A 6339-nucleotide genomic window follows, 5' to 3' on the forward strand; every position below is an offset into this window, starting at 1 on the left:
TGTTGGTGAACCCGCCCCTACAGTTCTCTTGAAAATGTGCATTTAGATTGCTGGTTGGGTGGGGGCGGGTTTATTTAGTTTGTCAATTTTTGGCTAATATTGTTGGTGAACCCGCCCCTACAAGCCTCAATTTAACGAATTTGATGTCACCGCATAAACGAACCGACAACACCGTTCAAATCTTCAGTCAAAGGATTTCCCAAAGCCTTAAATTTCCACTCGCCACCTTCCCGATAAACTTCTCCCATTAACATATTTAATTTGCCTTCATAGGAAGGGTCACTTGACAAGCGATAGCGAGCAATTTCTTTTCCGGCTGCATCTACAGCCCTCACATAAGCATTTTCTACCATGCCAAAATGCTGTTTTCTAGCTAGCGCATCGTAAATATTGACGCCAAAAATAATTTTGTGATATTCTGCTGGCAAAGAACTCAGTTTAACAAATATTTGTTCGTCGTCGCCTTCTCCGGCTCCCGTGAGATTGTCGCCGGAGTGAACCACAGTTTTGTCCTTTGATTCCAAATGAGAGTAATAAATTACATCTTCTTTGTAGTTTTTTAATTTGCCATTTTCTCCCAGCAGCAAAGCGTAGGAATCTAAGTCAAAGTTTGCACCGCTGCTTCTACCGAAAAGATTTGTTTTAGCTTTGGCTACATCCCAGCCCAAAGCCATTGTCAATCGGGATAAGTCGAATTCGCTTTTGCTGAGTACGATCGATTGTCCTTTGGTCAAGTTGATAGCCATAGTTTTGTGATTTTGTAAGGTTTATCGTGCAATATGCTTGGGATCAGACGGCGGTTGAAACCAGGTTTATAAAGACAAAACCCGACGGGAGCGGGTTTCCGAGTGGGCGGTTAAAATTACCTGACTTTCTTCAGTCCGCTTGGCATGGACTTTGTTTTTGTAGACGCGGTTTCAACCGTATGTCCTATCTATTTCCTTTGATCAGGCATACTTATCTACAAAGCTTTGCAAGCCTGAATTGTAGCCTTGTCCGACAGCTTGGAACCTCCACTCGCCATCTTTCTTGTAAAGTCTGCCAAACTCCACCGCCGTCTCCCGAGAAAAATCCTCATCCAAATCGTACTTAGTTACTTCTGTGTTAGTAGTAGTGTCGTAAATCCTGATAAAAGCATTCCGCACTTGACCGAAGTTTTGCCTTCTCGATTCCGCTTCGTGGATTGTCACCACAAACACGATTTCTTGTACCGCCGGATCGACTTTGGTTAAATCAACTGTAACGGTTTCGTCATCGCCAAATCCTTCTCCGGTTCTGCTATCTCCCAGATGTTTTACAGAACCGTCCGGCGACTCCTTGTTATTGTAGAAAACAAAGTATTGGTCGCTGGGAATTTTTGCAGTAGCCCCCAACATAAAAACGGAAGCATCTAAGTCAAACTCTCCGCCTGTGTCTGTAGCATTGATATCCCATCCCAAACCGATCCCGGCATTTTTCAGCCCCGGTGCTTCTTTAGAGAGATTGATTCTCCCGCCTTTATCCAAATTAATTGACATTTGCTCTCCTGTTCGCAACATCTTTGATATTATTTAACAATTATACGACAAATTTTAAATGTCAAGTGTAATATGTCTTCCCTTTAAACGATTGATTTAGGAGCGATCGCGCGATCGGCACATAGCGATGTCAACTCACTGATTCATCTTGCAAATGTGCCAAAATCCGATCGACCGTTTCTTCAACCGTTAGATGGGTTGAATCCAACCAATAACCGAGATGAGGAGTTTCGGTGCGGAGGATGCGATCGAATTCATAAACCATTGCTTCGTTGGCATATCCAGTCTTCGATCGTGCTGCATCCCTTGCCGCTACAACCTCTGCCGAGGGACACAGAACGATCGCAGACAACGGCACATCATGAAACGTGGCGAGTACCTCAGCGAGTGCGGAACCAATGATGATGTCTTGATAGACAACCGTAAAGCCAGCCTGGAGATATTGTCGCGCTGCCATTCCTGCCAGGTGATAGCGCAATTGAAGTTGCTGATATGCCTCTGCTGACAAATTTAACGCCATTTGGGCCTGCCCGTTCACAATCATCCGACGAAAGATATCCCCGCGCAGGTGAACACTTTTGGGCAACCCTTCGGCAAGTGATTGGGCAACACTTGATTTTCCAGCAGCCATATTCCCGGTAATCAAAATAATTTGTGGCTGATGATTGGCAGATTGTTGATTGCTGTTCATAATGTTTGTTATAGATGCAATGACTCTGCTACAAAAAACGAGTAATCATGACAGAACTTACACAACTGGCAATCTTAAGGAGGCTCATTTTTAGGTAAGTTGTTGCGCTTGGGCGCTTATTCAAAAACAGCGCCCAAGCGCAACAACATACCTTTATTTAAGGTGACAGTTGCGTCCAGGACTGAACGAGTAAATCTCAAATCGGCTGACGGATTTGTAATCCTAAAGTAATTTAACAAATTGCTGCTGGTACTCATCCTCTGACATGAGTTCTCTGGTGCTTTCCACCCTATCTAAAAACACGATGCCATCTAGATGATCGTGTTCGTGTTGAAAAATCCGGGCTACAAAATCAGTCAATTCTTTTCGGTGCAGTTTGCCCTCTCTACAAGTGTATTCAATTTCGATCGCCCTACTTCTCGGCACCAACCCCCGAATCCCCGGAATACTCAAACAGCCTTCCCAGTCTTTAACTGTTTCTGTCGATGCAGCCACAATCCGGGGATTGATCATGGCTGTCGGTTCCATTTGCGGTGCGTGGGGATACCGCAAGTTGGGGCGGGATGCGACGATGAACAGGCGATCGCACATCGCCGCTTGAGGGGCCGCAATCCCCACTCCGTTCGCGTGTTGGACGGTAGAGATGAGGTCGTCGATTAACTGTTGAATGCGATCGTCCTTCACATTCTCCACAACTTGCGACGGTTGGCGCAGTACGGGATTTCCTAATTGCGAAATTTGCAAAATTTCTGACATAATTAATTGGTAATTGGTGTCAACTTAAGCCTGAAACCCTTGAAAAATCTCGCTTTTATCCGAGGTTCGATCCCCCTAAATCCCCCTTCTTAAGGGGGACGCAAGAGAATGCTTTTATCCCCCCCTTCTTAAGGGGGGCTAGGGGGGATCTGGGCCGAATCGTCAAACAGCCGTCTCTGACTACGTTTTAGTTCAAGTTTACACCAATCGGTAATAGGAAATTCGTAATTAATGTTCCTTCTTCCTTCTTCCTTCCTATCGAACTTGTTGAACAGGCAAACTCCCCGGTTTAACAATCAAATTAACTATTTGCCCGTTGCGGTTAATTTCCATTTGCAAACTGCCACCAACCTTAGCATTTTGCACAAACTCCTGAACAGCTTCCGACTGAATAATCGGCTGATTGTTAACCTTTTGAATCACATCTCCAGCCCGCAAACCTGCTGCGGCTGCGGGAGAATTAGGAACAACGCTCACAATCGCCACACCCCGATCGACTGCAACTCGCAGACTGCTGTTAGCATTGCTGTTAATTTGCTGCTTCACCTCTGGAGTCAGCGTCGCCATTTCAATGCCTAAATAAGCGTGTTCGACTTTCCCAGTCGAAATCAGTTCCTGCGCCACTTGTTGGGCCGCCTGAATCGGAATCGCAAAGCCCAATCCTTGCGCGCCTTGAATAATCGCCGTATTCATCCCAATAACTTCGCCCGAAGCATTCAGCAACGGGCCGCCGGAATTCCCCGGATTAATTGCAGCGTCTGTTTGAATAAAACCGATGCGCTTGTCGGGTACGCCCACGTCGGTACTCGATCGCCCTGTAGCACTAATTATCCCCGCTGTCACCGAATTGTCCAAACCCAAAGGATTGCCGATCGCGATCGCCCATTCCCCAGACAACAGCTTATCAGAATTGCCGATCGCCACCACAGGCAGATCGTTCGCCTCAATCTTCACCACAGCAACATCCGTCACCTTATCCGCCCCCAACACCCGGCCCTGAAAGCTGCGAGTATCCTTGAGAGTTACATTTACTGTATCTGCCCCGTCCACGACGTGAGCGTTAGTGAGAATCACGCCGTCGGCGCCAATCACAAAACCCGAACCAGTGCCGCGTTCGATCCCGCCCCTACCAGAATTCGGTTGTCCACCAAAAAAATCCTCCGGCGAAAGCCCTTTATTTCCCGGTTTCACCCTACGCGAAGCATCGATCCGCACCACAGCCGGGCCAACTTTTGCCACCGCAGCCACAATAAAATTCACATTAGCCGCATCGCCAGACAAGGGAACAGGGGGCAAGACTTTGCTCGCTTGAGGCTTAGTATTAGCAGGCAATTGCAATTTCGGTTGCAGCGCCTTTTGTCCCGAATCGCCAGAATTTGTACGTAATTGAGAAACCGACAGCCGATCGCCCAACATGGCAGCTCCTGCTCCCGTCACCAGCAGCAATATATAAATTGCCGGTTGCTTCCAAAATTTGCCAGTAGAACTCTTCATCGCGACGTTTTAAGGCTTTCCTGCCAAATTTAAATATTTGCCGAGCGGTTCCCCGATAGCTGATGCCGTTGCCGCTGAGCCACAAACAAAATTTTTGGGCGATCGGCAGACTCCCCTAAACTTTAACATTCAGCTTCTCATTTTGGATTTTCGATTGCCGATTTTGGCTAATTTGGTAAAATCTCCCAATTGTCGCCCATAAACCCCAAATCCTTTCGTGTCAAAAGCAATTTATAGCAACTGCCAAAGCTGTTAAGACATAGATAACCTCATGAATAGATCCCGAGACCCCTCTACCCTAAACGGTTTGATTCCTGTAGCTGTCACTTGTCACTTGTCACTTGTCTACTGTCACTTGTCACTTGTCTACTGTCTGTCGGTCTAGCTTCCCAACGACCAACTCGACTAAACTAAATAAACTCTCTGGACTTGAGAATCTCTTGAATGCCGATCGGCAGAGGAAAGCAGTGGACATTACCCTCGAAAGTCTGTGGAATCAGATACTTGAACGTCTCCAGGTACAACTGAGCAGACCTAGCTTTGAGACGTGGATCAAAACTGCCAGGGCCGAACAACTCGAAAATAACTGTTTGATTGTCAGCGCCCCCAACCCCTTTGCTCGCAATTGGTTGCAAAAATATTACGTCAAAATCATCGCCGACGCCGTTGAAGAAATTCTCGGCTATCCCGTAGAAATTTACTTGACAATTGCCGGGGGAAATGAAACAGGCGGTAGCAACGACTCCGCCATGATTTGGCCATCCCCGATCGCCGATCACCCCGAAAGCCACTCGCTACACCCCCCTAAACCTGCCCATTTAAACCCCAAATACGTATTTTCCCGCTTTGTCGTCGGTTCCAACAACCGCATGGCCCATGCAGCAGCCCTCGCAGTAGCCGAGTCTCCGGGCCGAGAATTTAATCCCCTATTTTTGTGCGGCGGCGTTGGTTTGGGCAAAACTCACTTGATGCAGGCGATCGGTCATTATCGCTTGGAAATTGACCCCAACGCCAAAATATTCTACGTTTCTACAGAAAAATTTACCAACGATTTAATTGCCGCCATTCGCAAAGATAGTATGCAAACTTTCCGCGTTCACTATCGAGCAGCGGATGTTTTGTTAATAGACGACATCCAATTTATAGAAGGCAAAGAATACACCCAAGAAGAATTTTTCCACACTTTCAATACTTTACACGAAGCCGGAAACCAAGTCGTTTTAGCTTCCGATCGCCCGCCGCAGCAAATCCCCCGCTTGCAAGAGCGCTTGTGTTCCAGATTTTCGATGGGATTAATTGCCGATATTCAATTGCCAGACTTGGAAACACGAATGGCTATTTTGCAGAAAAAATCCGAGTATGAAAACATGAGGCTGCCGCGAGATGTGATTGAATACATTGCTTCTAGTTACACTTCCAACGTTCGGGAATTAGAAGGAGCTTTGATTCGGGCCGTAGCGTATCTTTCAATTACTGGTTTACCGATGACTGTGGAGAATATCGCCCCGGTTTTGAACCCGCAAACTGAAAGCGTAGAGGCGACACCGGATGCAGTAATTGCAGTAGTGGCCGAGGTATTTGATGTTTCTGTGGAAGATTTGAAAGGCATTTCCCGCAGGCGAGAAATTAGCTTTGCTCGTCAAATCGGGATGTATTTAATTCGGCAGCATACAAGTTTGAGTTTGCCGAAGGTTGGCGAAGTTTTCGGCGGCAAGGATCACACGACTGTGCTTTACAGTTGCGACAAAATTGCTCAGTTGCGGAACACAGATCCGACTTTAGCCCAAACTTTGCGTCAATTGAGCGATCGAATTAACGCTGTCAGCCGCAAAACTTGAACCTCTTTTCACACAATCACTCATTACGTAGGGTGCGTCAGCC

6 protein-coding genes are annotated in these 6339 nt (G+C 46.8%); 1 reads left to right on the forward strand and 5 read right to left on the reverse strand.

Annotation, left to right across the window (positions count from 1 at the left end; all coding sequences use genetic code 11):
• Window positions 1-146 precede the first annotated feature (146 nt).
• From QUB64_RS28410 to QUB64_RS28430, 5 genes are all read right to left on the reverse strand, one after another.
• The gene (locus QUB64_RS28410; RefSeq protein WP_333277110.1) at window positions 147-746 is read right to left on the reverse strand and encodes a TerD family protein; all 600 of its coding nucleotides are present in this window, start codon (window positions 744-746) and stop codon (window positions 147-149) included.
• A 201-nt stretch (window positions 747-947) separates the two neighbouring features.
• Window positions 948-1517: a TerD family protein gene (locus QUB64_RS28415; RefSeq protein WP_333277112.1), complete on the reverse strand. Its 570-nt coding sequence runs from the start codon at window positions 1515-1517 to the stop codon at window positions 948-950.
• Between the two features lie 130 nt (window positions 1518-1647).
• Window positions 1648-2208, reverse strand: coding sequence for an AAA family ATPase (locus tag QUB64_RS28420; protein WP_333277114.1), 561 nt, complete (start codon window positions 2206-2208; stop codon window positions 1648-1650).
• 222 nt (window positions 2209-2430) lie between these two features.
• Window positions 2431-2964, reverse strand: coding sequence for a peptide deformylase (def, locus tag QUB64_RS28425; RefSeq protein ID WP_333277116.1), 534 nt, complete (start codon window positions 2962-2964; stop codon window positions 2431-2433).
• A gap of 255 nt (window positions 2965-3219) precedes the next feature.
• Window positions 3220-4458, reverse strand: a complete 1239-nt coding sequence (locus tag QUB64_RS28430) for an HhoA/HhoB/HtrA family serine endopeptidase (RefSeq protein ID WP_333277118.1) — start codon at window positions 4456-4458, stop codon at window positions 3220-3222.
• 467 nt (window positions 4459-4925) lie between these two features.
• Here QUB64_RS28430 and dnaA point away from each other — a divergent pair, with 467 nt between their 5' ends.
• Window positions 4926-6296: a chromosomal replication initiator protein DnaA gene (gene dnaA, locus QUB64_RS28435; RefSeq protein WP_333277120.1), complete on the forward strand. Its 1371-nt coding sequence runs from the start codon at window positions 4926-4928 to the stop codon at window positions 6294-6296.
• Window positions 6297-6339 lie beyond the last annotated feature (43 nt).

The organism is Microcoleus sp. Aus8_D2 (assembly GCF_036702665.1).
Lineage (GTDB): Bacteria > Cyanobacteriota > Cyanobacteriia > Cyanobacteriales > Microcoleaceae > Microcoleus.